A 24,424-nucleotide genomic window follows, 5' to 3' on the forward strand; every position below is an offset into this window, starting at 1 on the left:
AGCCTGCCCTGTAGAGGTTCAATACATGGATGGAGATCCAGACGAACTTTGTCCCCACTTCTTTGTAGGGAACCTACAGCGGGAGTTTCGCGGAGATTAAGTAAAGGATTCTAGGTTACCGGCGTCTCCGACAGGCGCCCGAGAATCAGCCCCACCTGGAGGGTGAAGGCGGATCGCCCCTCGGTCGGCTGATAGCCGGTCAGTTCCGTGATCTTACGCAGACGGTAGCGCACCGTGTTCGGATGGACGAAAAGCAGGCGGGCCGTCGCTTCCAGGGACGTGCCCTGTTCCAGGTAGGTCGCGAGGGTGTCGAGGAGCGGTGTGCCGATCAACGGCAGATAGACGTTCTCGATCAGCTGTGCCCTGGCGTCGCCGTCGCCGTCGATGGCCCGTTCGGCCAGCAGGTCCTCGGCGTGAACAGGCCTGGGCGCGTCCGGCCATCCCGCGGCGGCTCGCAGCCCGGCCATCGCCGCCCGCGCCGAACTCGCGGCCGAGTGCAGGTCGGCGACCTCGGGCCCGATCACGATCGGACCGGCGCCGAAACGCGGCACCACGTGCCTGGCCGCCGCGGCGACGCTGTCCGCCCCGCCCACGATCACGATCAACCGGTCGCCCTGCACCCCGGCCAGCATGTCCAGGCCCGACCGGCGGCCCCGGTCGCGCAGCGCGTCGATGACCGCCTGCGGGTCGTCGTCGGGGGTCTGCCCGGCCAGCACCACGACGGGGGCGGAGGTCCAGCCGAGCGCGGCGGCCCACGAGTGCAGGCCGTCGTCGACCTCGCCCCTGACCAGGGCGTCCACGATCAGCGCCTCCAGCCGTGCGTCCCAGGCCCCGCGAGCCTCGGCCTCGCGCGCGTACACCTGCGCGGCGGCGAAGGCGACGTCGCGGGTGTAGCGGAGCATCGCCTGCTGGAGCTGGTGCTCCCCGCCGGGCGCCGCCAGCTCCCCGGTCTGCGCCTCGACCACCTCGACCACGACCCGCACGATGTCGACGGTCTGCTGCAGCGAGATGGACCGCTTCAGCTCCCTGGGCGCGGTGCCGAAGAACTCGATGCTGGGCGTCGGGCGACCCTCCCCGGCGTGCTGGAACCACTCCACGAACGCGGCGATCCCGGCCTGGGCGACCAGCCCGACCCAGGACCTGTCCTCCGCCGACAGGGCGCGAAACCACATCAGCCGGTCGTCCATGCGGGACATGGCGGCCGTGCCCAGCGTGCCCATGGCCCGCTCCAGCCGACGCGTGGTGTCCTCCCGGATCCGGTCGGAGTCGGGATCCCTCTCGTCCTGTCCGGTCACGACGTCGCTGTGCCTGAACGTTCGCTCGTTCCGCTCCCTCACGCCACTAAGAGTGCCAGGTCGCGGGAGATGCGCCAGCCGCGGCTCCGGACAGCGTACGCTCCCCGATCTTGTACGTCCCGCACGACCAGGGCGCGAGCGTACGCCGCGATCCCGTTCCGCGCGCCCGTGGCCCCCTCTCGGAGCCGGGCGTCGTCATCGTCTGCCGTTCCGCGGGCCCGTGTCCCGTACGCCCACCGGGATGTGAACGTACGGAGGGTGGGGTGTGTCGGGCGGGGGCTCAGACGACCGCGACGGCGGTGATCAGGCCGATGGCGAGGTGGGTGACCGCGAGCAGCCGGGCGCCCGGCTGAAGCTCCGCTTCGGTGACCAGTTCGCGCACCGAGATGCCCGCCACCTTGTCGAACGCGAGCATCGCCACGGTCTGTACGGCGATGCCGACCAGGCCGAAGACCAGCGTCGCGAGCAGGCCCTCCTGCAGGGCGCCGCCCGAGGACCAGATGGAGGCCGCCACGATCAGCCCGACGGCCGCCAGCCCCGAGCCGGCGAGCAGGGTGGCGTTGGGGTTGCGCCCCTCCTTGATGAGCTTGCCGAGCCTGCCGGGGGTGACCATGTCGATCACGTAGAAACCGACGATGAGCAGGATCACGCCGAGCGCGGCGTACGAGACGATCGCGAGCGCGCCGCGCCCGAGGACCTCGGCGAGCGAGAGCGCCTCGGCACCGGGCACGACGGGGGCGATTGGCACGGGGGTGGGACTCATGTGTGGTTTCTCTTTCCGGGACTCAGAGTTCGATGCGGTGCGGGACGAATGACGACGTGTCGTCGGTGATGAACCCCGAGGTCTCGCGGATGCCGGCACCCGCCGCCTCGTCGTGGACGACCCAGGCGCCGAGGACGGGACGCCAGCCCTCGAAGACGGGCAGCGCCTGGAACTCCTGGTAGACGTACCCCTCGGCGCCGTAGCCGCCGAGGGTCTCGACGTGCTCGCCGGGGGTGACGATCCGCATGTTGGCGCCCTCGCGGCCGAGCAGCGGCTTGACGATGTAGGAGGACATGTCGCGGGGGCCGTCGAGGTAGGCGGGCAGCAGGTTCGGGTGTCCCGGGTACAGCTCCCAGAGCACCGCGAGCAGCGCCTTGTTGGACAGCAGCATCTTCCACAGCGGTTCGATCCAGGTCGTCGAGACCTGCTGGCGCACAGCCCGCGTCCCGAACGGGTCGGCGACCGCCCACTCCCACGGGTACAGCTTGCAGAGCGAGCGGATCACCCTGCGCTCCATGTCGACGAAGCGGAGGTTGAGGTCGTCCCAGCCGATGTCCTCCATCGCGACCGCGACGGTCTTGAGCCCGGCCTGGTCGGCGGTCTCCTGCAGATAGGCGAGGGTCATCACCTCCTCGCCCGAGGTGTCCATGTTGGTCCAGGCGAAGTGCGTGGGCCCGGTGGGCAGGCCGGTCGAGATCTGCTGCCACCTGGCGATCAGCCGCTCGTGGATGGAGTTCCACTGGTCGTCGTCCGGGTAGCGGTCGCGCAGCCAGAACCACTGCACCACCGAACTCTCCAGGAGGCTGGTGGGGGTGTCGGCGTTGTACTCCAGCAGCTTGGCGGGACCGGTCCCGTCGTAGCGCAGGTCGAAGCGGCCGAACAGGTGCGGGTCGTTACGCTCCCAGGAGGCGGCGATCTCGGGGGCCACCCACGGTGGGATCGCGAACTCGGCGTAGCGGCCCTTGGCGATGACGTGCTCCACGGCGTTCAGGCACATCCGGTGCAGTTCCTCGACCTGGTTCTCCAGGTCGAGGACCTCGTCCATGGAGAAGACGTACTGGACGGTCTCGTCCCAGTACGGACGGTCAAGGCCCTCGGGATGGGCCGAGCGGTGGTAGGCCAGGCCGTGGCCCTCGATGACGCTCTCCCAGTCGTCGCGAGGGAGGGAGGTCTCGCGTCTCATCTCCTGCTCACCTGTCGCTCACCTGTGGTTCGTCGGCCTGCTCATCGGCGCCGGATCAGCTCCCGCCACCCGATCCGCTTCGGCCGCCGAAGCCACCCCGTTGGATCACCGTGCCCTTGCGGCTGGTGATCTGGACGTCCGAGGGACGCACGGTGGTGCCCTGCCGGATGTGGGAACCGGACCTGACGCCTCCGTAGTACCAGCCGTAGGCGCCCCGCGATCCGTGGTAGCGCCTGTCGTCGTCGCAGAGGTCCTCGTCCACGATCGCGTAGCTGCCGTCCGGCTGGCGGTTGTTGAGGTCGACGCACTCGGCGCCCACCTCCTCGTAGTCCGACGTGGAGCAGGAGGAGACGAGAAGCATCGAGACGACACCGATTCCGGTGATGGCGATCGCTCTGGAGGCCTTGAAGCCCGAGGGCTTGGAAGGCGTCTTGCCATGGGGACCTGGCGGTGTGGCCCGTGGGTGTTGTGGTCGCGCGGCCATCGAGCTCCAATGAGATGCGTCGCCACAGGGTATCGATGCGCTTTTGTCTGTTCAACCGATCTCTGGATCTTTCGGGGGAATCGCCGACGCCCGCGCGGAGCGGCGAGGTGAGCCGCGCCGACCCCGGGAAGACAGCCGATCATCACCCGCCCGGGTGTGTAGTGTTCTGGCAAAGCGCGGTGGACGAGGGGTGCGCGGTGCCGGAGATCAGACCGTTGCGGCCGGGGGATCCGCCGCGACTGGGCAGGTACGAGCTCAAGGGCAGACTGGGGGAGGGCGGGCAGGGGGTCGTCTATCTCGGCGAGTCCGAGGACGGTGAGCGGGTGGCCGTCAAGCTGTTGCACGTGCGCTTCACCGAGGAGGCCCACGCGCGCTCCCGTTTCGCCCGCGAGCTGGCGGCGGCCCGCCGGGTGGCCGCCTTCTGCACCGCCCGGGTGCTCGCCGCCGACCTCGACGGTGAGACGCCCTACATCGCGAGCGAGCTGATCGAGGGGCCCTCGCTGCGCCAGGTGGTCGAACGCGAGGGACCGCTGACCGGGGAGGCTCTCGAACGTCTCGCGATCGGCACCGCCACCGCGCTGACCGCGATCCACCACGCGGGCATCGCGCACCGCGACTTCAAGCCCGACAACGTCATGCTCGCCACCGACGGTCCCAGGGTCGTCGACTTCGGCATCGCGAAGATCATCGACGAGAGCGGGACGATCACCACCCGCGCGGTCGGCACCCCCGCCTACATGGCCCCCGAGCAGATCGCCGGTGAGCGGGTGGGTTTTCCCGCCGACGTGTTCGCCTGGGGCTCGACCATCGTCTTCACCGCCACCGGAAAGGCTCCCTTCGGGAGCGACACGATCGTGGCGACGCTCAACCGGGTGATCAACCACGAGGCCGACCTGAACGGCCTGCCCGACGGGCTGCGCGACGTCGTCGCGGCCTGCCTGAACAAGGATCAAAGGCTCAGACCCACCTCGGACGTGCTGCTGAAGCGTCTGCTCGGCCACCCGGTGGACGAGGCGGAGACCCCGGAGGCATCGGAGGAGGAGCTGGCCGAGGGCGCGCAGGCCGCCACCGGGGACCTGACCCGGCCCGAAGAGCCCGCCGCGCCCACGCGGCGCCGCCCGGCGGTCCTCGGCGCGATCGCCGTCGGGGTCGCCGTACTCGGCGTGGTGGGCGCCCTGCTGGGCCTCCCGTTCGGGAGCACGCCGCGCGGGCAGGCCGAGCCCTCCCGCCCACCGGTGACGGTGCCCAGCCCTGCGACGACCAGCCCTGCGGCGGCGACCCCGCAGGTCTCCACCGGCTCGCCCCTGCTCGACCGGATCAGAGAGACCGAGAGGCTCCGCGTGGGGTTCAGAGAGGGCCTGCCGGGGATCTCGCTGGGCAAACCGCCCCGGGGATTCGAGGCCGACGTGGCCGCCCACATCGCGAAAGAGCTGAAAGTGCCCGACGGCGGGCTCAAGTTCGTGTCGGTGGTGGGGTACGACGGTCGTGAGGAGGCGGTGGAGAAGGGCAGGGTCGACCTCGTGATCGCCAACTTCTCGATCGACACCGCCGACCGCCGCCGCGTCGCCTTCGCGGGGCCGTACTATCTCGCCCACCGCGACGCGCTGGTGCGTACCGGCGCGAGGATCGACGGTCTCAAGGACCTGCGCGGCAGGAGGATCTGCCTGTCACCTGGCCAGACCACGGGCACGATGATCCGCGACAGGGGCGTCGACTTCGTCGCGGTGCGGGCGGACGACCCCGCGCAGTGCGCGTCCCAGTTGGCCGACGGCCGCGCCGACGCCATGGTCGGGGACGACCTGCTGATCGCCGGCTTCGGTGCCCGCCTGCGCGACGTCAAGGTCGAGATCGCCGGGATCAGGCTCACCTCGGAGAGGTACGGCGTCGCGCTCAGGCGTGGGGACCCGGTGGCCTGCCGGAAGATCAACGAAGTGATCGCGTCGATGTACGAGGACGGGACGATGAGGCGCCTGCTCGAAAAGCACCTGGGCAGGGTGGGTTTCCGCTTCGAGACCAAACGGCCCCGCCCGGAGCCCTGTTGAGCCCTGTTGAGTCTTCCGCCTTCGATCGGGCTCTTCTCCCCGAGCCCCGCCGAGCCCGTTCGCCTCCGACCGCGCTCCTCGCCGCCGCCCTGTCTCCCGCGAGGGCGAGCGACGTCTCCGCGAGGGCGAGCGACGTCTCCGCGAGGGCGAGCGACGTCTCCGCGAGGGCGGGCGACGCGCGGGAAGGCGTGACCGCGCGGCCCGCCCGCGGGCCCGCCGCGTCACGAACCGTCGCAGACGGTCCCCCTGGCAGGAACCTTCCCGTCGATGAGGTAGGCGTCGGTCAGCTTCTTGACGCAGGTGTCACCGGACAGGTAGGCGCCGTGCCCCTCGCCCCTGTAGGTCACCAGCACCCCCGTCCGAAGCTCCCCCGTCAGCTTCGGAGCCCACTCGTACGGCGTGGCGGGGTCGCCGGTGCCGCCGATCACCAGGATCGGCGCCGAGCCCGTGGCGTTGATCCGCCTCGCCTCGTCGTTGCCGGGAACCGGCCACATCGAGCAGATCAGGCCCATCCCCGCGCCGCCGAACAGCGGGGAGACCTTCATCGTCTCGTCCTCCAGCGCGTTCAGCTGCTCGGGGGTGGGGCGTTCTGCGGTGTCCACGCAGCTGATCGCGGGGAAGCTGCTCATGAGCGTCGTGTAGCTCCCGTCGGGCTGACGGCCGTTGTAGCTGTCGGCCAGGGCCAGCAGGATCCGCCCGTCACCCTTCATCGCCTGGCCCAGCGCCTGGTCCAGCAGCGGCCAGGTCAGCTTCGAGTACAGCGCGGCGGCGATGCCGACGCCCGCCAGCCCCTGGGTCAGGAGACGCTTGCCGACCTTGAGCGGTTTGTCGTTCAGCTCGTCCATGAGCTTCGTCACGTTCTTGTTCGCTATGGTCGCGTCGCTGCCGATCTCACACTCGCGGGGCTGCTTCACGCAGTCCTTCAGGAAGGCGTCATAGGCGTGCTGGAACCCCTTCGTCTGGACCATCGTGCGCGTCGCCATGGAGACGCTCGGATCCAGCGGGGCGTCCAGTACGAACCGTCCCACGTTCTGCGGGAATTTCGTCGCGTAGACCGCGCCGAGCTGCGTCCCGTACGAGATGCCGAAGTAGTCCAGTTTCTTCTCGCCCAGGGCCGCGCGGAGGCGGTCCATGTCCGCGGCGGCGTTCACCGTGCCGATGTAGGGCAGCAGCCTGCCCGAGGTCTGCTGACAGGCCGTCACGAACTCCTTGGTGATCTCCCGGCTCCTGGCGCGCTCGTCCTCGTTGGCGGGCAGGGTGTCCATCGAGGTGAACCTGTCCATCACCGCGCTGTCGCCGCACCGGACACCCGAGCTTTGGCCGACCCCGCGCGGGTCGAAGCTGACCAGGTCGAAGCGGCTGTTCAGGGTGGTGAACGCCTTGGCGGCCTGGGCCATTGTCTCGACGCCCGAGGCGCCGGGGCCGCCGAAGTTGAAGACCAGCGAGCCGATCCGCCTGCCGGGGTCGGTGGCCTTGACGCGGATGACGGCCATCTCGATGGAGTCGCCGTCCGGGTTGGCGTAGTCGAGCGGGACCCTGAGTTTCCCGCACTGCTGCGCGGAGTTGGGCTGGGGGGTCTCACCGCCGGGCCGCCTGAGCCCGGTGCACGGACCCCAGGTGATCGCCTCCGCGGGGGCGGAGGTGGCGGTCGGGTCGGTCGTGCCCGAGACGACCTCGCCTCCGACCAGTCCGCCCGGGAGGGAACCGTCCCCGCCGGGTCCGCCACCGCAGGCGGAGAGCACGGTTGACAGGGCCGTGACCGTCGCGGCCGCCCTAAGGATTGTTGCCATGAAACGCTCTCCCCTGGAATCGTTCGCCGGGGGGAGCGTTCAACACTAACCGGGCGGGCCCTCCATGGAAAAGGAGAACCCGCCCGGGGACGATCAAACTCCCATGGACTGGGTGTCGTTGCTCTCGGCGCCCGCGGCCTCGGTCACGCCGTTCTTCAGGTGATACATGGAGATGGCGTCGCCCAGCACCTCCTGGTCGAGCTCACCCCTGTTGACCAGCTGGGTGAGCACGGCCAGGGTGATCGAGGCCGCGTCCACGTGGAAGTGGCGGCGCAGCGCCGACCGGGTGTCCGACAGGCCGAAGCCGTCGGTGCCGAGCGAGCTCCAGTCGCCGGGAACCCACTGGGCGATCTGGTCCTGGACCGCCCGCATGTAGTCGCTCACGCCCACGAACGGCCCCTGCGCCGACGACAGCGCCTGCGTGACGTACGGCACGCGCTTGTCGGAGTCGGGGTTGAGCAGGTTGTGCTCCTCGGCGGCGAGCGCGTCGCGGCGCAGCTCCGCCCAGGAGGTGGCCGACCAGACCTCGGCCGCCACGCCCCAGTCCTCGGCCAGCATCCGCTGGGCCTCCATCGCCCACGGCCCGGCCACGCCGGACGCGAGGATGTTGGCCTTCGGCCCGGACACGGCCGGAGCCGGGGCGAACCTGTACAGACCCTTGAGCAGGCCCGCCACGTCCAGGTCCGAGGGCTCGGCGGGCTGGGGGTAGGGCTCGTTGTAGACGGTGAGGTAGTAGAAGACGTTCTCCGGCTCCTCGCCGTACATCCTCCGCAGGCCGTCCTTGACGATGTGGGCCACCTCGAATCCCCACGAGGGGTCGTACGAGACCGCGGCCGGGTTCGTCGAGGCGATCAGCGGGGTGTGGCCGTCCTCGTGCTGCAGGCCCTCGCCGTTCAGCGTGGTGCGGCCGGCGGTGGCGCCGAGCAGGAAGCCCCGGCCCATCTGGTCGGCGAGCTGCCACATCTGGTCGGCGGTGCGCTGCCAGCCGAACATCGAGTAGAAGATGTAGATCGGGATCATGTGCTCGCCGTGCGTGGCGTAAGACGAGCCGACCGCGATCGTGGAGGCCATCGAGCCCGACTCGCTGATGCCCTCGTGCAGGATCTGACCCTCGGTCGACTCCTTGTACGACAGCAGCAGCTCGCGGTCGACCGCCTCGTACGTCTGGCCGTGCGGTGAGTAGATCTTCGCCGTCGGGAAGATCGCGTCAAGACCGAAGGTGCGCGCCTCGTCCGGGATGATCGGCACGAACCTGTTGCCGATCTCCTTGTCGCGCATCAGGTCCTTGAGCAGGCGGACGAACGCCATGGTGGTGGCGACGTTCTGCTTGCCGGAGCCCTTCTTCAGCTGCGCGTACGCGGCGTCGCCGGGAAGCGTGACCGGCTTGGCGCGCATCACGCGCTTGGGCAGGAAACCGCCCAGGGCCGCGCGGCGCTCCTTCATGTACTGGATCTCCGGGTCGTTCTCGCCCGGGTGGAAGTAGGGCGGGAGGTCGCCCTCGAGAGCGGAGTCGGGGATCGGCAGGTAGAGCCGGTCGCGGAACTCCTTCAGGTCGCTCTTGGACATCTTCTTCATCTGGTGCGTCGCGTTGCGCGCCTCGAAGTCCTTGCCGAGAGTCCAGCCCTTGATGGTCTGGGCGAGGATGACCGTCGGCTGGCCGACGTGCTCACGAGCCGCCTTGTAGGCCGCGTACACCTTGCGGTAGTCGTGGCCGCCGCGCGACAGCTTGCGGATGTCCTCGTCCGACAGGTGCTCGACCATCTTGCGCAGGCGCGGGTCGCCGCCGAAGAAGTTTTCCCTGATGTATCCGCCGGTCTCGACGGAGTATGTCTGGAACTGGCCGTCGGGGACGGTGTTCATCTTGTTGACCAGCACACCGTCGACGTCCGCCGCGAGCAGTGGGTCCCAGTCGCGACCCCAGACGACCTTGATGACGTTCCAGCCGGCGCCCCTGAAGTAGGACTCCAGCTCCTGGATGATCTTGCCGTTGCCGCGTACCGGGCCGTCGAGGCGCTGCAGGTTGCAGTTGATGACGAAGGTGAGGTTGTCGAGCTCCTCACGGGCCGCCACGCCGATCGCGCCGAGCGACTCGGGCTCGTCCATCTCGCCGTCGCCGAGGTAACACCAGACGTGACTCCGGCTGGTGTCCTTGATCTTCCGGTTCAGCAGGTAGCGGTTGAACCGGGCCTGGTAGATCGCCCCGATCGGGCCGAGACCCATGGAGACCGTGGGGAACTCCCAGAAGTCGGGCATCAGGCGGGGGTGAGGATAGGAGGGCAGACCCCTGAACCCGTGCGAGAGCTCCTGGCGGAAGGCGTCGAGCTGTGCCTCGTTGAGGCGGCCCTCCAGGAAGGCGCGGGCGTAGATGCCCGGCGCGGCGTGGCCCTGGAAGAAGACCTGGTCTCCGGACTCGCCGTGGTCCTTGCCGCGGAAGAAGTGGTTGAAGCCCACCTCGTAGAGCGACGCGGCGGAGGCGTAGGTGGCGATGTGCCCGCCGACGTTGGTGCGGGCGTTGGCCCGGGTCACCATCACGGCCGCGTTCCAGCGCGTGTAGGCGCGGATCCGGCGCTCGACGTACTCGTCGCCGGGGAACCAGGGCTCGCGCTCCGGCGGGATGGTGTTGATGTAGTCGGTGCTGCGCAGGCCGGGCACCCCGACCTGGTGTTCACGGGCGCGCTCCAAGAGCCGGAGCATCAGATAGCGGGCCCGAGTGCGACCTTCCGTCTTGATGACGTTGTCGAGCGACTCGAGCCACTCCTGGGTCTCGCTGGGGTCGACATCAGGAAGCTGGCTGGGTAGGCCGTCGCTGATGATCGAGAAACGCTGGCGTCCGGAAGCCACTGGGTCTCGCCTTCCGAGGATGGACTTTTGTCTGGAGTAGGTCGTCTTCCATCCTGGTCGCTTACCCCGGAAAGTGCATCTCTACTTCCCGGTAACCAGGAGATCCCTGCTGGCAGTGATACGAAAGTGGCCTAGACCACCGATGGTAGGACGAATTGCCACCAAAGGTTACATCGGGGTTGCCCCTTTTTTACAGGTTCCCTCCCTGGGAATCTGGGACCCGCTGTCTGGCCTGCCTTCGTGCCCCTCGCCGGAGCCTTCCGAGCCCCTCCGCGGGAGCCCTTCGACGGTCCTCGGGGGATCGTCGACGATCCCCCGAGGGTCTTGGAGGGACCTCGGAAGGGGAGGGGCCCTCCTCGCCGCCGCGCGATGTGCCCGGGCGTCGTGATCGGGACCCTCACCGTATACAACGCATGATCCCCCCTGAAGGTGCCCTAACGGACGCCTCGCGTATCGTCTTTCGCTCTTTTTCCCACCATCTTTCGCATCGCCTCCTCCGTGGAGCCCTGTCATGCGCCTCTCCCGCGGGGAGACGGGCCGCGGCCCGTGAGGCTCCGTGCCGAAGTGGTAACGATTCGCGCGCCAACCGTGAGCGGTGCCGCGGCCGCCGTCGCTGTCCGGAAACGCCGCATCCGGCGGGCGTATCCCGAGCCTCCGCTCTCGTCCCGGCCCCTGCCCTGCCCGGCTCCTCCCGGTAGGGAACGGTCCATACGGGGACATTCCAGAAATCGGACACACCGCCCCCGTCCCCGTGCCGACGAAGATCGGGCGGTGGCGAGGGCCGCACCTGGTCTTCCGGAGCGGGTGCGGTCGTCATCGCAGCTCACGATGGATCGTAGGATCGGTATGTGAGATCTCAGACGATCGAGGTGATAACGGGTTCCCGAGAGCGGGTGCACGACATCACCTCCGAGTGCGAGAGCTTCGTCCGGTCATGTGGGGGCGACGGCCTGTTACACGTCTTCGTGCCCCACGCGACCGCGGGGGTCGCGCTGCTGGAGCTGGGCTCGGGCAGCGACGACGATCTGCTCGCGGCTCTGGAGAATCTGCTTCCGGCCGACGACAGATGGAGGCATGCGCACGGATCACGGGGGCATGGACGGTCGCATGTCATGCCTGCCCTCATTCCGCCGTACGCCACCGTCCCGGTTCTCGCCGGACGGCTCGCGCTGGGAACCTGGCAGTCCATCGCCATCGTGGATCTCAACGTCGACAATCTGGAACGCCAGGTCCGTTTGTCATTTTTGTCGGACTAATTCATACGTAGCCCAGTCGTTGCCGTGGCGACCGTTGACGACTGAGGGTCACAGCGTGTGGACTGTGCCGAAGCACTCTGAGCACCGTGTGATTGCGGGGCCATTCAAGCAGGAGGGACAAACGTGAGCGCGACCGCGGGTCAGGCGCAGGGCGAACGCGGCCTGGCCGAACGACTCGGCCTCAAGCCGGGTCAGGTGGTGCAGGAGGTCGGATGGGATGAGGACACCGACGACGATCTGCGCGACTCCATCGAGGAGCTGACCGGTAACGAGCTGGTCGATGAAGACTTCGAGGACGTCGTCGACGTCGTGCTGCTGTGGTGGCGTGACGGCGACGGTGATCTGTTCGACGCCCTGAGCAGCGTGGTGACCAACCTCACCGACGGTGGCCAGATCTGGCTGCTCACTCCCAAAGCCGGCCGGGACGGGCACGTGGAGCCGAGCGACATCGGGGAAGACGCCACCACTGCGGGTCTCTCGCAGACCAGCAGCATCAGTGCCGCCCCCGACTGGTCGGGGACGCGTCTGGCGACGCCCAAGGCGCGCCGCTAAGGGTCCGCCCTGCCGTACGGCTCGCGCGGGCCGTACGGCAGGATGATGACGCCTGCCGTCAGCCGAGGAAAGGAACCCCGATCATGGCGATCGAGGTGGGTGACCAGGCTCCCGACTTCGAGTTGAGAGACCAGCACGGCACCCCGGTCAAGCTTTCCGGACACCGGGGCAAAAAGATCGTGCTGATCTTCTACCCTCTGGCGTTCAGCGGCGTCTGCGGCAACGAGCTCGACGCCATCCGCGACGAGCTCATCGCCGACATGCCCGAGGACGTTAAAATTCTCACCGTCTCGGTTGACTCGACCTTCGCCCACCGCGCGTGGGCGGATCAGAAGGGCTACACCTTCTCGCTGCTCTCCGACTTTTGGCCACATGGGCAGGTCGCGCGGGCGTACGGTGTATTCGACAACGAGAAGGGCTGCGCGGAGCGCGGGACCTTCATCATCGACGGCGAGGGCGTGGTTCGCCGGCGCGTCGTGAACCCGATCTCACGGGCCCGCGACATCGCCGAGTACCGCAAGGCGCTCGCCGACCTTCCCTAAGCGGTGATCCGGCGGACGCCCGCTCACGAGGTGCCCCGCCGGTCCGACCTCTCGGAGGCGATCATGCCCTGCTTCTCCTGCGGGGCCAGGCAGACCGACCCGATCCGTGGCTCCAGCCCGTGGACGCGCGGAGTGCGCCACGAGACGCAGGTGCTGATCTGCCCGGACTGCCGGCGCACCCACCAAGTCGACCTCGACACATGCCTCTCGTGCGGCTCCGTCGCGCTCATCTGCCGGTTGGGCGAGGTGGAGTGCCGATCCTGCGGCGCGGTACGCCTCGCGCGGGGCGACGACCGGCCGGCCGCCTCCCACGCCTGCGCGCCCGGCCTGGCCGACGAGGTGGAGGCCGCCCTGGCCAGGGTCCTGCGCCGGGTCCCCTGAGAACGCCCCGGCCGTTCCAGGGGCCATGGGACCGGGCGTTTCCCGGGCATATCGGGAGGTTCTTCCAAGCAACGCGCTCGGCCGTATGGGGGAGATCCCGCCATTCCGCCGCGCCCGGCGTGCGCTAAGGTCGGGCTCGGTCCCGCCCCTTCGACCCGCTGGATGGGTGCATGAGCTCCTTCGTTGTTGCCCTCGACGTCGGTGGAACGTCGATGAAGGGCGGCCTCGTCACCCGTTCCGGCGAGATCATCCGTACCGACCGCCGTGCCACCCCGCGCGACAGGGGCCCGGCGGCGGTCATCGCGACGATCCGGTCCTTCATCGACGACCTCGCCGCCGCGGAGGGCGGCACCCCCGAGGGGGTCGGACTCGCCGTACCGGGCCTGGTCACCGCCGAGGCGGCCCTGTACTCCGCCAACATCGGCTGGCGCGACGTCCCGGCCGGAGACCTCGTCCCGCTGGACGTCCCCGTCATGCTCGGGCACGACGTCCGCACGGGCGGTCTGGCCGAGAGCGTCCTCGGAGCCGGCCGCGAGCTCTCCGACTTCCTGTTCCTGCCCATCGGCACCGGCATCGCGGGCGCCACGATCCTGGGTGGCGAGCCGTACGGCGGGAGCGGTGGCTGGGCCGGCGAGATCGGCCACACCCCGGTCCACCCCGAGGGGGAACCGTGCGCCTGCGGCCAGATCGGCTGCCTGGAGACCTACGCCTCCGCCTCCGCCGTGGCCCGCCGCTACTCCACCCGCGTCGCCGCATCCCCGCCTTCCGCCCCCGCTTCCTCCTCTTTCGCTCCGGAGCCCTCCTCCACCCCTGCCTCGCCCCTTCCTGCCTCCTCTCCGCCGTCCACCTCATCCGCCACCGTCGTCCCACCCGCCTCGGTCAGCGCCGAGCGGGTCGCCGCCCTGACCGCCTCCGGTGATCCTCTCGCCGTGGAGATCTGGGACGACGCGGTCGAGGCACTCTCTCTCGCCCTGGCCACCTACACGCTTCTTCTCGACCCCTCCGCCATCGTCCTCGGCGGAGGCCTGGCGGAAGCGGGCCCCCTCCTGTCCGACCCCCTGGCCGAACGGCTCGGCAAACGCCTCGCCTTCCGCGACGCCCCGCCCCTGCGTCATGCCGCCCTGGGCATGTCCGCCGGCATGCTCGGCGCGGCCCTCCTCGGCTGGCGCGCCGCCGGCTTCACCGACGCGGGAACCACGTGGTCTCTCGATGTGCTGAAGTCCCCCCACGTGGCGTAAAGTGTTGTCCCGTCTGTCCGACGGGATTTCCCGGGCGCTTAGCTCAGCGGTAGAGCGCTCGCCTTACAAGCGAGATGTCACTGGTTCGAACCCAGTAGTGCCCACCACAAGGCTCTGACCTGCGTTAATAGGTCAGAGTCTTTCGTGTTTTCGGACGGATGTGGAGTATCACCGCTTGGTGATCGCTCGCCAGATCGGCGAGTTACGTTGATTGGAGCCGACTTCCTCCCTTCGGCGGGACTGCCTCTGGCACGCATGACCAGATTCGGTCACTCCTTCTGATCATGTTTTGGGAGGATGACCTGATGCACGGAAAGTAGGCGACCTACACTCGTAGGTATGAGCGTCATGCGTGAGGAACTGCACCACCTGGTAGATCAGCTGCCGGAGGCGGAGCTGCGCCCGGCCCTGGAGCTCATCCGCGGTCGTCTGAGTGAGCATGAGTCGGGTGAGCGCGATCTGCCGTTCTTCGCGTCGTTCGAAGCTGCCTCCGATCTCGCTGAGCGGCACGAAGAGATTCTCCGCTCGGAGTGGGGCCGCTGACGTGCTCCTGTGCGACACGGGTGTTCTTCTCGCCGCAGGTAACGTGAAGGACCAACATCACCGAGCGTGTCTGAAGCTTCTCCGGCAGGCCGAAGGGCCACTACTTGTTCCGTCGCCGGTGATGGGCGAGGTGGGCTATCTGCTCGACTCTCGTGTGGGTCCGCAGGCTGAGGTGACGTTCCTCAAGTCGTTCGGCGACAACGGCTTTCATGTGGCCGAATTGGAGGACGAGGACCTGCCGCGCATGGCACAGCTCGTCGAGACCTACCTCGATCTGCCGCTGGGGCTCGTTGACTCGGCAGTGATCACCATCGCCGAACGCCTCGGGCTGAAGGAGATCGCCACGGTGGATCATCGACATTTCAGGGTCGTCCGACCTCGTCACATATCGGCGTTCAGGTTGCTGCCTGATTGATCCGAGGTGCCGCACCTGGGTGACCGACTGGGTGACAACGACCCAGGACAGGGGCGGACAACGGTGGATGGTCGTGGACTGTACGCCCAGGTCAGGGGTGGTATCCGCCCTGGTCGCGCCCCCGGTCGGATCGCCTTACAAGCGAGATGTCACTGGTTCGAACCCAGTAGTGCCCACCAGCCAGAACGCCCCGTATCCGATCTTCGGAACAGGGCGTGAGTGACTAACTCCCGAAGATGCCGTCCATGGCCTCCGCGCCCTGCATGAGCACCGGCCGGATCTGCTTCCGATAGACGGTCTCGGTGACCACCGTGTTCCGATGGCCGACCAGGCGCGAGATGTCCTCGATCGGGACGCCCGAGTCCGACAGTAGCGAGACGAAACTGTGCCGCATCTCGCGAGGAGTCCAGTCGGTGCTACGGAGTCCCGCCTTCTCCTGCTCTTCGGAGTGTCCGCAGCGCGTCCACGCACCGCCGAGGGAGCTTGAGGAAACGGCGCGACTTGACGGTCTAGGTGTTCCTTCTGCCGTGCAGACCGCTTCTCTGCATCTGCAAGCCGCAATGTCGTGGGATCATTCGCTTCGTGAACGAAAGCGCTAGCGAAGTGCGGTTGTTACCTGATCGGCTAGCAGCAGCAGTTCTGGCTGGGGCCGCTGAGATGATGAACGCGACGCTGGTAGCCCGCGGTATGAGCGCGGACGACGTCGGGCAGATCGCGTGGATCATGCAGCACCCGTTCGAGGTCAGGGGAGGTCGACTGTATGGCCGGTTGCCGGTCCTTGACGGCCGCATCAGAGCCGCACCTGACCGAGTAAGAAAGATCATCGATCAGGTGTTTGCGGGCTTGATGCCTCATGCATCGCCACCTCGCGAGTTCCGTGATGGTGTAGCGATCATCTACGAGATCGAGGGTGTCGTTGACGGAATGACGGTAGGCGTATGGGGTGTACTGAAGGACGACTATCGCGACCCGTAGTTCATTGGTTCCTGGCGACCTTGAGCTTGTTGAGATCTTCTTCGAGATCGCGAGCCCACCTCCAGTTGAGCTCAACGAATCGAAAAGCGGTCTCGATCGTGTTCTTCAGGAGCGCGGTGCGGGCCAGGGGAGCGTTGTGAATGGAAACCATGAGCTCCTGGATCACCTGCTGTAGAGCCTTCCTCTCCCCTTCGAGTTGGGCGATCAGTAGTTGCTGGCTCTGATAGTTCTCGGCGTTCTTCGCTTTCAACTCTTCAAGCCTCTTGTTGACCTCGGTAAGTTCGTCGCGCTTCTCGTTGAGTTCCTCTTCCAGTTTCTGGTGTCGGCGTTCCTGCTCTCCCAGCTTCTGTTTCAGTTCGTCGAGCGCATCCTGCGCGGATGTTCCCGCAGTGAGTTCGAGGATTGGTCTCCCCTCGTACCCCTGCTCGCCAAAGGAAGAGTCTGTGCTGCCTGCCTCATCCCAGATTTTCTTGGCTTCGACGTGGTCTCCACCTAGTCCGATGATGATCGACCGGAGATAATCCCACGTCGGCAGCGGCATCCTGTCGTTCAAGGCGTTGCGCACTGTTGTCGGTGAAGGGTTGTAGTCCCATTTGGGGTCGGCTTTCCGGGCCCTGTCGGCGATCTTCTGCGCCGATGGCTCGCCAGCTCGTCGCCACTCTTTCTTCAAATAGTTGCGGAACCGTAGCTGACCTTCAGGAGATCTCATGACACCTCGTTCGTCGGTAGTTCTGGCTCAGCATGCCATCGATGCGTTCATTGTGCCAGGGGGACTTACGATGCGCACAAGCACGCATTTTCGCGCACCGGCGATCCGTTTCTCGCGCATGTGCGCCGGATTCAGCACCAGTCTTCCGCGGGCAAATGGGAGGTCCGAATGTAAAGGCATGACACCTGAACAGAAGACGCCACACAGCGGGTGGCCATACGTCGTCGTCGCCATCGTCGTACTCGCAATTCAGGCCGGATGGAGCCCTGGAGATGTTCGTGCCCTGGCGGGCACTGTGATTGTCATGGTTGCCCTCGTGTATTCGTCCCGGCGCACCTAGAGAGCTGAGCAGAATCTCGGTTCCGACACCCGAGCCAGGGCAGGGAAATCCATGCTGCCGCATCGTCTGACCGCGTGTCGTACTTGAGTGACCGACTGGGTGACAACGATGTGGGACGGGGTTGGCCGGTCGGAGTTGGGTCGCTTCAATGTCTCAAATCCAGCGCTATGCGCGGGTCAGCCGGTAGCCGTCCCGGTGGAACTCGTGGAGGGCGGCGAGGTTCTCCACCGATTCGGGCGAGACCAGCTGATTACCGCTCAGGTCGAGGACGGTGAGGGCGGTGAGGCCGCCCAGCCACTCGGGTAGGGCGGTCAGCTCGTTGTTGCTCAGGTAGAGCGTGTTCAGGTGAGTGAGGCCGCCCAGCCACTCAGGGAGCGCGGTCAGCCGGTTGCTGTCCAGGAGGAGTTCTCGGAGGACGGTGAGGTTGCGGAGCGACTCAGGCAGCGCGGTCAGCTGGTTGTGGCTCAGGTTGAGCCAGACGAGGGCGGTGAGGTCGCCCAGCCACTCGGGCAGGACGGTCAGTCCGTTGCTGCTCAGATAGAGCTCGTTCAGGCGGGTGAGGTTGCCCAGCCACTCGGGAAGCGTGCCCAGGCGGAGATCGCTCAGGTCGAGGTAGGTGAGGTTGGTGAGATCGCCCAGGGTCTCAGGCAGAGCGGTCAGCTCGTTGCAGCGCAGCTCCAGGTAGGTGAGGTTGGTGAGGCCGCCCAGCCATTCGGGCAGAGTGGTCAGTTCGTTGCACCCCAGGTCGAGCCAGGTGAGGGTAGTGAGGTTGCTCAGCCATTCGGGCAGGACGGTCAGCTCGATACCGCCCAGCTGGAGTGTGGTGAGGTTGGTGAGACCGCCCAGCCATTCGGGGAGGGCGGTCAGCTCGTTGCAGTTCAGGTCGAGGTCGGTCAGACGAGTGAGGTCGCCTAGCCATTCGGGTAGCGAGGTCAGCTCGTTGCCGCTCAGATTGAGCTTGCTCAGGTGAGTGAGGTCGCCGAGCGACTCGGGAACCGTCTCCAGGTGGAGATCGCTCAGGTCGAGTCTGGGCCATCCGAACCGTAGGCAGTTGCCGATCCGCTCGGCGGCTATCGACTGGCCGTCTTCGGGCCTGACCATGTCTCTCCTCGTCGTTGCCGATGTCTTCGAGCTCGGCTCCGTCGTGCCAGATGCGAGAGCCGGTGACGAGGCTAGGGACCGGTACTGGGAAACGGCTTGTAGATCACTTCAACACGTTGAGGAGGAGGCCGGATCAGGCTGGGCCCTGGCCTTGAGTGGATATCGCGACGGTGGATGACGGCAACCCTGCCCGTGCCGGCTTGTTAACGCGTTGTCGCTCAGGGGGGCGGAGCGATTGGCTGTGACCAGCACTGTCGCACCAGACCTTGCTGCTGACGGGCAGAAGACAGGTGGAAGGCCTCAAGTTCGGACGGATCTGGGCTGTCGGACCTCCGCGCTCTCAGCCGGTGTGGAGGATCCGAAAGTGATCGGGTTCCGCCGGATCTCGATCAACGACTTGGACCGGCGGCCAGGCCCACTGCCAAACGCCGATGCCCGGCGTGCGGGAGAACCGGATCTGCCCGCGGGTGCCTTCGACCGCGACGCGCGGCCAGGATCCGGCGGTGCGCGCCCGGTCCGCGCCGTGAGAACGCAGTACCTGGGCGAGGACGGTGACCGTGTCGTAGCCCTCGAAAGCCACGAAAGACGGCGCTTCGCCCAGTCGCCGGCGGAGGGCCGTCTCGATTCGTGTGCCCAGTGGGCTGAGACGCTCGGGCAGGTAGCGCAGGAAGGGGATCTCGGCGCCGTCGTCGCCCAACGACGCCGCCCATTCGGCGAACTCCGGTTGCCCGGCGGGAGCACCGATCATGATCCCGGCGAGACGCCGGTCGTGGCGGACGGCCTTGACGATCGACACCGCCGGTTCCGGGTGGCCGACCAGGAGAAGGAGGGCTGTCGCGCGACTGTCGAAGAGTTCGTCGCACACGGCCGCAGGGGTGAGCGTGCGCAGGTCGAGTTCGATGACGGTTCCGCCGCGGGAAGCGAGGTGGTCCCGCAGAATACGGGTGCCGGATGCCCAGTAGACACTCGACTCGGCCGCTACGGCGATCCGACCGTGGCCCGCGCCGAGGAGGAAGTCCGTATAGATCCGCCAGCCGTGGGACTGTGCCGGAGCGAGGCGTGCGACCCATTCCGTCGGCTGTTCGGTGAGTGCGTCGAGAACCGCCGACGAGCAGAGGAACGGCAGGCCGAGGGCGTCGGCCCTGGCGGCGGCGGCGCGAGCGACGACGCTGTGATATTCCCCCGCCAAGGCGGCCACGCCCAGGCGAGCCAATTCGTCCACGGCCGCCGCGGCCCTCCGCGGATCAGCCGCGGTGTCTCGGACCACCAGTTCGAGGGTTCTTCCGGTGACCCCTCCGGCCTCGTTGACCTCGTGAACGGCCAGTTCGAGCCCGGCGAGCAGGTGTTGGCCCGCCTCCACCCAACCAGGCCGGGTGAGCGGAACGAGAGCACCGATCTGGACGGCTGGTCCTTCAGCTCGTTCCGCTCCGGGTGGCGATGGTGGCGTACTCATGCGTCGGCATCCCCTGTGCGATGATTTGGCGCAGTTTGTGTGGATCGCAGAGTATTGCCCGCCGGTAGCGACGCTTTCGGTCGCTCCCGCCGGTCGTTCGTCAGATCACCACGCCCCCGAGGCCGCGATCATCTATCACCTTGATCCACTTTCGCACCAGACTCTAGTCGCTGTATGCGGTGGCGAGGTCCTTTCTCCGCGACCATCGTGACGCGGGCGGGGCTCCTGTCATGGAGAGATGGATCGACGACGCCAGGGGGGAAGGGACGGTGGCATCTGGCCGTGATGCTCACAGCGCGCCGAACGGGTGTCAGGGGCGGCTGCTGCAGGCGAGAGAGGGGGACGACGGCGTACCGCCGGCCAGGAAGCCGAAGGTGGTCGTGCCGGAGGCCGGGATCGAGCCGTTGTAGGAGGCGTTCGTCACCGTTATCGCGGAGCCGTTGGCGGCCAGGGTGCCGTTCCATACCTGGCTGACCGACTGGCCGCTGCCCAGGGTCCATCTGACGGTCCAACCGCTGACCGCCGAGCCGCCCGCCGTCACCGTGACCTCGCCCTGGTAGCCGCCAGGCCACGAGTTCGTGGTGCGGTAGCTCGCGGTGCAGGCGCCCGGGGAGGGGGAGGGCGACGGGGTGGCCGAAGGTGAGGGTGACGGGGTGACCGAAGGCGAAGGGGTGACCGAGGGCGAGGGCGAGGGGGACGAGCCGCCCGGCGGCACGTACGGGCACTTGCTGCGGTACATCGAGATGCCGGTGGAGTCCATCAACGGACACAGGAACTGGGTGTACCGGGTGTCGTTGTCAACGAAGATCTTCAGCCACGGGATCAGCGTCCGCATCTCGGTCGTGTTCGCCCTCGTCGCGAACAGGTGGTCCACGCCGGTTATCTCCACCCAGGCGCTCTGTGCCGAGGCCGGGAGGGTGCTGTACAACCCGTTGAGGTAGGACTGCGTGACCACCGTGTCCCTCTGCCCGGAGATGAACATCAACGGCACCCGGTTGTCGGCCAGGCTCAGGTTTCCCGTGGGGGAGCCGGGTGCGAGCCCGACCACGGCCTTCAGCGAGGGCCGCCGGAGCGCCGCGGTGAGGGCGCCGGCGCCACCCGCGGAGTGGCCGACGACCGACAACCGGCTGGGGTCGACGCGGTCACGCACCGAACTCCGCTGGGTGAGGTAGTCCAGCGCGGCGAGCAGCTGGGTCGCTCGGGCGTCGGCGCCGTCGGTACGGCTGTTGGTCTCGATTCCGATGACGACGAAGCCGAAGGACGCGAGCCAGGGACCCATCCAGGCCTCTTCGTCGGCGAACCGGGCGGAGTAGCCGGGCACGATCGCGACCGCGCCGAAAGTCCCCTGGCCGGTGTCCGTCGGATAGTAGATCACCCCACCGCCGAAGCCGTTCCCGGCCGGCAGACTGACCTGCGCGGTGGCGAAGGTGCCCCTGGTGGCGGACACACTGGCCAGGGTGGGGTCGGGACCTCGCTGATAGGGATTGTCGGCGGCCGAGGCCGGCCGAGTCGCGACGATCATCGCGAGCAGTCCGAGGACGACGACCGCCGCGGCCATCGCACGCTTCCGCCACCCGCTCTGTGGCCCGGGCTCCGATCGGACACTCCAGGCGGCACAAGGCTCCGGAGTCTCACTCACACGTCGTCGCACTGTGGTGTTCCTTCTCTTCGGGTGAGCCCCTCATCGGGATCAGTACGTGACGGCCATCGCCGAGTGGCCTTCGGTGCGGCGGCTCCGCACCGTATCGGTCGCCTCCTCGTCCCGGCGCCGAAGCGCGTACGACAAGGGCGTCGTGATCGGCGGCCTCTTCATCGCCGACCGGCAGCGGAGACCGCTCCGGGGACTCAGTGTGGAAACATCTGTGAAACGTGTCAAGATCCGTGTAAAGCTGTCGATGACCCGCTTTGGGGGTACACGCGCCTTATGGTGTGTCGGCATAAGACGTCGGCGAATGAAAGCACCTGAAACTTTCATCGCAATCATGGAGCCGGTCGGGTGCGGACCGCCGGCCGCCGAAGGTGCGCACGGCGACCCGGAGTTCCACGGACCGGTGGACCGGCACCGTCACTCCACCCCCGCCAGGGCTGAGGGGAGAATCCCGAGCGGATCATGAACCGGCCTTCGGTGAGGCCTTGGATGACCGGCATAGCGTGTGCAGGCGCGGCGGGAGTTCTGAAACCAGGTCGGCCAGGTGTGCGCCCCCTCCGGGACAGGCTGTGAGAGCGCTGTCCCGGAGGGGGTCGGTCAGAGTCTCCGGTAGTGGACGGCGACCGGAATCGGCGTCGACCTCGGAGGCATCATGCAACATAAGGTTGCGGATTGGCGGTGCGGTCGCTAGAGTCATACGCAACCGATGGTTGCGTGTTGGAGGTTCGTTGTGGAGTTCGGAAAGCTGGAGCGCGAGATCCGTATCGACGCGGCACCGGAGATCGTCTTCGATGTGGTGAGCCGTCCCGAGCACATCAAGATGTGGTGGTCCGAAGACGCGTCGTTCGAGCCCGAGCCGGGCGCGGTCGGCGAACTGGTGTGGGACGAGCGCGCCGTGGTCGAACCGATCACGGTGGTCACCGTGGATCCGCCCCGTACGTTCGCGTTCCACTGGATCGCTCCCGGTGGTCGGCTGCCCGACGCGGACAACTCTCTCCTGGTCACCTTCGAGCTCGAACCCTCCGGCGACGGCACGATTCTGCGCGTGACCGAGAGCGGCTGGCGGGAGAAGGGCTGGGAGGCCGCCGTGCTTGAGGCGGCCTTCCACGACCACGAGCGCGGCTGGGACTTGTTCCTGCCCAGGCTGCGGGACTACGCCCCTTCCGTGGTGGCGCGATGACCGTCGCCGTCGACGACGAACTCTGGTCGGCGATCGGCGATCCGATCAGGCGCCGCCTGATCGACCTGCTGCTCGCGGAAGGAGTCGGTACGCCGACCAGCCTGAGCGATCGTCTCCCGATCTCACGCCAGGCGGTCACCAAGCACCTGGCCGTCCTCGATCGCGCGGGACTCGTGCACGCGACACCGATGGGCCGCGAGCGGCGCTACGAAGTCGACGAGGCGCAGCTCGCCCGCGCCGTCCGGCAGTTGAACGAGGTCGGCAGGACCTGGGACACGCGACTGAACCGCATCAAGCGCATCGCGGAACAGATCCAGCGTCAGAAAAACGACTGACCGACAGGCCGCCGGAAGAGATCTCCGGCGACCTCCTCGACGCGGTCGAGCTCGGCCCGGCCTGAGTGGACGGCTTTCGTTCTCGCCGCAGGTCTTCGCGGCCGATGTGGGCCTCGAGGTGAGTTCCCATGCCGGTGGCATGGCGATCGGCGCCTTCACCGCCTCGTCTGCGGCGATCTCCATGCCGGACGCCTGGGCCGCAGGCTTCCCGAAGCCTGCGGCAACCGCGGCCGCGACAGAACTCGCGGCGGCGGTGTGACCATCGAGCCCGCGTAATCGTTCGAAAGAATCGATCACCCCTGGGGGACGCATATGAATGCATTGCTACTCGAAGGCAAGAACGCTGTGATCTATGGAGGTGGGGGCGCCATCGGCGGCGCGGTCGCCCGGGTGTTCGCCAGGGAAGGCGCGAGGGTCTTCATCGCCGGGCGGACGCGGGCGAAGCTCGACGCCGTGGCGCGTGACATCGCCGTCACGGGCGGAAAAGTCGAGACCGCGCACGTCGACGTTCTCGATCAACAGGCGGTCGAAAAGCACGCCGACGCGGTCGCGGAGACGGCCGGTGGCATCGACATCGCCCTCAACGCCGTGAGCGTCATGCACGACCAGGGGACTTCACTGGCGGACCTCTCGCTGGAGGAGTTCATGCGGCCGATCGACGGTTTTCTGCGGACACTGTTCATCACCAGCAAGGCCGTGGCACGGCACATGGGCCGCGAGCGCCCCGGCGTCATCCTGACCTTGTCCGAGCCGGGTTCCAAAATGGCGGTGGGCGGCATCTTGGGGCACAGCGTGAGCGCGGCCGGCAAGGAGGCGTTCTCGCGGGTCCTGGCCGCGGAGCTGGCACCCGGCAACATCCGGGTGATCGGCATCCGTCCCCACGCCGTCGCCGACGCCCCGGCGGCGGGTTCCTACACCAAGGACCTCTTCGAGCAGACCGCGGCGGCGGCCGGACAGTCGGTCCAGGAAATGCTCGAAGGTGGGGGAATGGTGCAGGGAACGCTTCTGAAAAGGCTGCCCACGCTCTCCGATGTGGCGGAGACGGCCGCGTTCCTCGCCTCAGACCGAAGTGGAGCCATGACCGGAGCGATCGTCAATCTGTCCGCCGGCGCACTTGTCGACTGAGACTGCTATGCCGGAAAAGGCCGAGCTGCGGCCCGAACTCGCAGTTGTGAGAGTCAGGCGTGCGGACGTGCGTCCCCCCGCAGGTCGGCTGCAGGAGGTGGGGCCTCGCCTGACAGTGAGGATGGAGGTGAACGCCTCCCGGTGAGGTCTGACTCGTCGCCTGACGAACCATAGGAGCATCCCCAGAGCCGAGCCTGTCACGGTGGTTGGCCGAGCGGAGACTTCCGTTCTCC

At 67.6% G+C, this 24,424-nt stretch carries 23 protein-coding genes and 1 tRNA gene; 13 read left to right on the forward strand and 11 right to left on the reverse strand.

All coding sequences use genetic code 11. The annotated features are described in order from the left end of the window. Positions 1-110: 110 nt before the first annotated feature. The 4 genes from ABT352_RS18115 to ABT352_RS18130 all read right to left on the reverse strand — a co-directional run bounded on the left by ABT352_RS18115 (position 111) and on the right by ABT352_RS18130 (position 3,725). Positions 111-1,220, reverse strand: coding sequence for a PucR family transcriptional regulator (locus ABT352_RS18115; RefSeq protein ID WP_350946112.1), 1,110 nt, complete (start codon positions 1,218-1,220; stop codon positions 111-113). Between the two features lie 355 nt (positions 1,221-1,575). Next, positions 1,576-2,058: a DUF350 domain-containing protein gene (locus tag ABT352_RS18120; protein ID WP_350945981.1), complete on the reverse strand. Its 483-nt coding sequence runs from the start codon at positions 2,056-2,058 to the stop codon at positions 1,576-1,578. Positions 2,059-2,080: 22 nt separating this feature from the next. Continuing rightward, positions 2,081-3,241, reverse strand: a complete 1,161-nt coding sequence (locus ABT352_RS18125; RefSeq protein WP_350945982.1) for a glutathionylspermidine synthase family protein — start codon at positions 3,239-3,241, stop codon at positions 2,081-2,083. A gap of 55 nt (positions 3,242-3,296) precedes the next feature. After that, positions 3,297-3,725, reverse strand: a complete 429-nt coding sequence (locus tag ABT352_RS18130) for a hypothetical protein (protein ID WP_350945983.1) — start codon at positions 3,723-3,725, stop codon at positions 3,297-3,299. A gap of 161 nt (positions 3,726-3,886) precedes the next feature. Here ABT352_RS18130 and ABT352_RS18135 point away from each other — a divergent pair, with 161 nt between their 5' ends. Further along, entirely contained in the window at positions 3,887-5,767 is a 1,881-nt protein-coding gene (locus ABT352_RS18135) for a serine/threonine-protein kinase (RefSeq protein ID WP_350945984.1), read from the forward strand. A 221-nt stretch (positions 5,768-5,988) separates the two neighbouring features. Here ABT352_RS18135 and ABT352_RS18140 read toward each other — a convergent pair whose 3' ends face one another. Continuing rightward, on the reverse strand, positions 5,989-7,557 hold the full coding sequence (locus ABT352_RS18140) for an alpha/beta hydrolase (RefSeq protein WP_350945985.1): 1,569 nt from the start codon (positions 7,555-7,557) through the stop codon (positions 5,989-5,991). A gap of 93 nt (positions 7,558-7,650) precedes the next feature. Then, the gene (gene aceE, locus ABT352_RS18145; protein WP_350945986.1) at positions 7,651-10,398 is read right to left on the reverse strand and encodes a pyruvate dehydrogenase (acetyl-transferring), homodimeric type; all 2,748 of its coding nucleotides are present in this window, start codon (positions 10,396-10,398) and stop codon (positions 7,651-7,653) included. Positions 10,399-11,246: 848 nt separating this feature from the next. Between aceE and ABT352_RS18150 the strand changes: the two genes are divergently transcribed. The 8 genes from ABT352_RS18150 to ABT352_RS18185 all read left to right on the forward strand — a co-directional run bounded on the left by ABT352_RS18150 (position 11,247) and on the right by ABT352_RS18185 (position 15,325). Then, positions 11,247-11,654 carry a secondary thiamine-phosphate synthase enzyme YjbQ gene (locus ABT352_RS18150; protein ID WP_350945987.1) on the forward strand — a complete coding sequence of 136 codons (408 nt, stop codon included), beginning with the start codon at positions 11,247-11,249 and terminating at the stop codon, positions 11,652-11,654. Positions 11,655-11,777: 123 nt separating this feature from the next. Next, complete coding sequence (locus ABT352_RS18155) at positions 11,778-12,206, forward strand: DUF3052 domain-containing protein (protein WP_329084203.1); 429 nt, start codon at positions 11,778-11,780, stop codon at positions 12,204-12,206. A gap of 83 nt (positions 12,207-12,289) precedes the next feature. Next, entirely contained in the window at positions 12,290-12,748 is a 459-nt protein-coding gene (locus tag ABT352_RS18160; RefSeq protein WP_350945988.1) for a peroxiredoxin, read from the forward strand. Positions 12,749-12,778: 30 nt separating this feature from the next. After that, complete coding sequence (locus ABT352_RS18165) at positions 12,779-13,129, forward strand: hypothetical protein (protein WP_350945989.1); 351 nt, start codon at positions 12,779-12,781, stop codon at positions 13,127-13,129. Positions 13,130-13,299: 170 nt separating this feature from the next. Next, on the forward strand, positions 13,300-14,367 hold the full coding sequence (locus ABT352_RS18170) for an ROK family protein (protein ID WP_350945990.1): 1,068 nt from the start codon (positions 13,300-13,302) through the stop codon (positions 14,365-14,367). Between the two features lie 32 nt (positions 14,368-14,399). Further along, positions 14,400-14,474 (forward strand) — tRNA-Val (locus ABT352_RS18175). Positions 14,475-14,706: 232 nt separating this feature from the next. After that, complete coding sequence (locus ABT352_RS18180) at positions 14,707-14,910, forward strand: hypothetical protein (protein ID WP_350945991.1); 204 nt, start codon at positions 14,707-14,709, stop codon at positions 14,908-14,910. A 1-nt stretch (position 14,911) separates the two neighbouring features. Further along, entirely contained in the window at positions 14,912-15,325 is a 414-nt protein-coding gene (locus ABT352_RS18185) for a type II toxin-antitoxin system VapC family toxin (protein ID WP_350945992.1), read from the forward strand. A gap of 223 nt (positions 15,326-15,548) precedes the next feature. On the opposite strand, the gene ABT352_RS18190 is transcribed toward ABT352_RS18185, so the two are convergent. Continuing rightward, positions 15,549-15,719: a site-specific integrase gene (locus ABT352_RS18190; RefSeq protein ID WP_350945993.1), complete on the reverse strand. Its 171-nt coding sequence runs from the start codon at positions 15,717-15,719 to the stop codon at positions 15,549-15,551. Positions 15,720-15,907: 188 nt separating this feature from the next. Here ABT352_RS18190 and ABT352_RS18195 point away from each other — a divergent pair, with 188 nt between their 5' ends. Further along, positions 15,908-16,300, forward strand: a complete 393-nt coding sequence (locus ABT352_RS18195; RefSeq protein ID WP_350945994.1) for a hypothetical protein — start codon at positions 15,908-15,910, stop codon at positions 16,298-16,300. A 1-nt stretch (position 16,301) separates the two neighbouring features. On the opposite strand, the gene ABT352_RS18200 is transcribed toward ABT352_RS18195, so the two are convergent. From ABT352_RS18200 to ABT352_RS18215, 4 genes are all read right to left on the reverse strand, one after another. After that, complete coding sequence (locus ABT352_RS18200) at positions 16,302-17,009, reverse strand: hypothetical protein (RefSeq protein WP_350945995.1); 708 nt, start codon at positions 17,007-17,009, stop codon at positions 16,302-16,304. A gap of 505 nt (positions 17,010-17,514) precedes the next feature. After that, a complete protein-coding gene (locus ABT352_RS18205; RefSeq protein WP_350945996.1) occupies positions 17,515-18,450 on the reverse strand; it encodes a leucine-rich repeat domain-containing protein in 936 nt (311 codons plus the stop codon). Positions 18,451-18,790: 340 nt separating this feature from the next. Next, positions 18,791-19,903: an ABC transporter substrate-binding protein gene (locus ABT352_RS18210; protein ID WP_350945997.1), complete on the reverse strand. Its 1,113-nt coding sequence runs from the start codon at positions 19,901-19,903 to the stop codon at positions 18,791-18,793. Between the two features lie 310 nt (positions 19,904-20,213). Beyond that, entirely contained in the window at positions 20,214-21,461 is a 1,248-nt protein-coding gene (locus ABT352_RS18215; protein ID WP_350945998.1) for a poly(ethylene terephthalate) hydrolase family protein, read from the reverse strand. Positions 21,462-22,281: 820 nt separating this feature from the next. On the opposite strand from ABT352_RS18215, the gene ABT352_RS18220 reads away from it, so the two are divergent. The 3 genes from ABT352_RS18220 (at position 22,282) to ABT352_RS18230 (ending at position 24,191) form a co-directional block, all read left to right on the forward strand. Continuing rightward, entirely contained in the window at positions 22,282-22,731 is a 450-nt protein-coding gene (locus ABT352_RS18220; RefSeq protein WP_350945999.1) for an SRPBCC domain-containing protein, read from the forward strand. Beyond that, complete coding sequence (locus tag ABT352_RS18225; protein WP_350946000.1) at positions 22,728-23,066, forward strand: ArsR/SmtB family transcription factor; 339 nt, start codon at positions 22,728-22,730, stop codon at positions 23,064-23,066. The genes ABT352_RS18220 and ABT352_RS18225 overlap by 4 nt, the downstream gene beginning before the upstream one ends. 312 nt (positions 23,067-23,378) lie before the next feature. Continuing rightward, the gene (locus tag ABT352_RS18230; protein ID WP_350946001.1) at positions 23,379-24,191 is read left to right on the forward strand and encodes an SDR family NAD(P)-dependent oxidoreductase; all 813 of its coding nucleotides are present in this window, start codon (positions 23,379-23,381) and stop codon (positions 24,189-24,191) included. Positions 24,192-24,424: the final 233 nt, after the last annotated feature.

Source organism: Streptosporangium sp. NPDC000563 (assembly GCF_040299985.1).
Taxonomy (GTDB): Bacteria; Actinomycetota; Actinomycetes; order Streptosporangiales; family Streptosporangiaceae; genus Streptosporangium.

Bases quoted from the DNA above. Each gene is read 5' to 3' on its own strand.
- ABT352_RS18210 (WP_350945997.1), bottom strand. From the start codon at position 19,903: ATGAGTACGCCACCATCGCCACCCGGAGCGGAACGAGCTGAAGGACCA.
- ABT352_RS18120 (WP_350945981.1), bottom strand. From the start codon at position 2,058: ATGAGTCCCACCCCCGTGCCAATCGCCCCCGTCGTGCCCGGTGCCGAG.
- ABT352_RS18170 (WP_350945990.1), top strand. From the start codon at position 13,300: ATGAGCTCCTTCGTTGTTGCCCTCGACGTCGGTGGAACGTCGATGAAG.
- ABT352_RS18180 (WP_350945991.1), top strand. From the start codon at position 14,707: ATGAGCGTCATGCGTGAGGAACTGCACCACCTGGTAGATCAGCTGCCG.
- ABT352_RS18215 (WP_350945998.1), bottom strand. From the start codon at position 21,461: ATGGCCGCGGCGGTCGTCGTCCTCGGACTGCTCGCGATGATCGTCGCG.
- ABT352_RS18200 (WP_350945995.1), bottom strand. From the start codon at position 17,009: ATGAGATCTCCTGAAGGTCAGCTACGGTTCCGCAACTATTTGAAGAAA.
- ABT352_RS18190 (WP_350945993.1), bottom strand. From the start codon at position 15,719: ATGCGGCACAGTTTCGTCTCGCTACTGTCGGACTCGGGCGTCCCGATC.
- ABT352_RS18160 (WP_350945988.1), top strand. From the start codon at position 12,290: ATGGCGATCGAGGTGGGTGACCAGGCTCCCGACTTCGAGTTGAGAGAC.
- ABT352_RS18125 (WP_350945982.1), bottom strand. From the start codon at position 3,241: ATGAGACGCGAGACCTCCCTCCCTCGCGACGACTGGGAGAGCGTCATC.
- ABT352_RS18205 (WP_350945996.1), bottom strand. From the start codon at position 18,450: ATGGTCAGGCCCGAAGACGGCCAGTCGATAGCCGCCGAGCGGATCGGC.
- ABT352_RS18230 (WP_350946001.1), top strand. From the start codon at position 23,379: ATGAATGCATTGCTACTCGAAGGCAAGAACGCTGTGATCTATGGAGGT.
- ABT352_RS18115 (WP_350946112.1), bottom strand. From the start codon at position 1,220: ATGGGCACGCTGGGCACGGCCGCCATGTCCCGCATGGACGACCGGCTG.
- ABT352_RS18140 (WP_350945985.1), bottom strand. From the start codon at position 7,557: ATGGCAACAATCCTTAGGGCGGCCGCGACGGTCACGGCCCTGTCAACC.
- ABT352_RS18225 (WP_350946000.1), top strand. From the start codon at position 22,728: ATGACCGTCGCCGTCGACGACGAACTCTGGTCGGCGATCGGCGATCCG.
- ABT352_RS18130 (WP_350945983.1), bottom strand. From the start codon at position 3,725: ATGGCCGCGCGACCACAACACCCACGGGCCACACCGCCAGGTCCCCAT.